The sequence below is a fragment of the Streptomyces klenkii genome (assembly GCF_003626645.1).
In the GTDB taxonomy this organism is placed as follows: Bacteria; Actinomycetota; Actinomycetes; order Streptomycetales; family Streptomycetaceae; genus Streptomyces; species Streptomyces klenkii.
On sequence record NZ_RBAM01000191.1, the window covers coordinates 1 to 1,060 of the forward strand.

Below are 1,060 nucleotides of genomic sequence, written 5' to 3' on the forward strand. Positions count from 1 at the left end.
CGAAGCTGCGGGCGGTGTCCGGCCCGTCCAGGCTCCCGAGGAACGGGTCCCCGGCCAGCGTCCGCACCTCCAGACCTGCCTCCGCCGCGAGCAGCGTCCCGGCCGGCAGGTCGATCGCCTCCGCCCGGAACCCCACGAAGCCGTCGATGTCCCCCCGGGCCAGCATCACCCAGGACAGCAGCGGCGCCCAGAGCTGGAGCATCCGTCTCGACCGCGCTTCGAGGAACGTCCGCAGCGCCCGCGTCGGCCCGTCGTCCCGCGCCACCCCGTGCCCCTGCGTCCACGCCAGCAGCGGGCCGGAGCGCGGCAGCGGGCGTTCGGCCACGGTCAGCCGCCCGCGCGGCCCGAACGCCCCGGCCCCGGCTTCCGCCGACCAGGTCTGCTCGGTCACCGGGTCGTAGACCACGCCGATCACTGGCGCGTCGTCCACGCACAGCGCCACGCCGACCACGTAGGCGGGCAGGCCGATGGCGACGTTGTTGCTCCCGTCCAGCGGGTCCACCAGCCAACTCCGGCCGCTTCCATCGCCGTTGATCACCCCCGCCTCCTCGGCGCGGATCCGGTCGCGCGGGAATCGCTGCCGGATCCGCCGCACGATCAGCCGCTCCGCCGCCAGGTCGAGGTCGGTGACCACGTCGCCGTGCTCTCCCTTCTCCCACACCTCGACGCCCCGCCGGAAACGTGCCCGCAGCAGCTCGCCGGCCTCCCGGGCGGCGGTCACCGCGAGCCGCCGCTCGGCGCCGAAGGGCGTGTACGCGGCGTCCCCTCCCGGCTCGCTCTCTGACGCGGGTTCAGTCCCCGTTGTCGGACTCATGGAGCTTCCTCAGCGCGGACCGCGCCAACCGGGCGGTCTCCTCGGCGTTGCACACCTGCCGTACCCCCCGATGGGCCGTCCCATCCACCGGGCCGAGCGAGAGATCCGTGCGGCCGGGGAGCGTGCGCCCGTGCACCAGCGTTGCCGCTGCGCGCCGGGTCGGCACCACCGTGGCATGGAACTCCCCGGCCGCCAGCGTGTACGTGCTGCCCCGCCCGGTGGTCTGCCGCGCGTCCGACTCCCACC

At 75.2% G+C, this 1,060-nt stretch carries 1 protein-coding gene and 1 pseudogene; both read right to left on the reverse strand.

Annotated elements, in window-relative coordinates; all coding sequences use genetic code 11:
* Window positions 1-814, reverse strand: an 814-nt coding sequence (locus tag D7231_RS35685) for an inositol monophosphatase family protein (RefSeq protein ID WP_147449927.1), incomplete at its 3' end; no start/stop codon positions are given.
* Window positions 792-1,060, reverse strand: a pseudogene (locus tag D7231_RS37220) (hypothetical protein); the annotation flags it as partial. The gene D7231_RS35685 and the pseudogene D7231_RS37220, both read right to left, overlap by 23 nt.